The sequence below is a fragment of the Rossellomorea arthrocnemi genome, assembly GCF_904424705.1.
Lineage (GTDB): Bacteria > Bacillota > Bacilli > Bacillales > Bacillaceae_B > Rossellomorea > Rossellomorea arthrocnemi.
Window position 1 is genome coordinate 1 of the sequence record NZ_CAJGBF010000083.1, and the last position, 242, is coordinate 242.

A 242-nucleotide genomic window follows, 5' to 3' on the forward strand; every position below is an offset into this window, starting at 1 on the left:
AATTCGCCCTATTCAGACTCGCTTTCGCTGCGGCTCCGTCTTATCAACTTAACCTTGCATGGGATCGTAACTCGCCGGTTCATTCTACAAAAGGCACGCCATCACCCGTTAACGGGCTCTGACTACTTGTAGGCACACGGTTTCAGGTTCTATTTCACTCCCCTTCCGGGGTGCTTTTCACCTTTCCCTCACGGTACTGGTTCACTATCGGTCACTAGGGAGTATTTAGCCTTGGGAGATGG

General features: G+C 51.2%; 1 rRNA gene. It reads right to left on the reverse strand.

Going from position 1 to position 242, the window contains the following annotated elements:
- Positions 1-242, reverse strand: a 23S ribosomal RNA gene (locus BAA9072_RS24060); the annotation flags it as partial.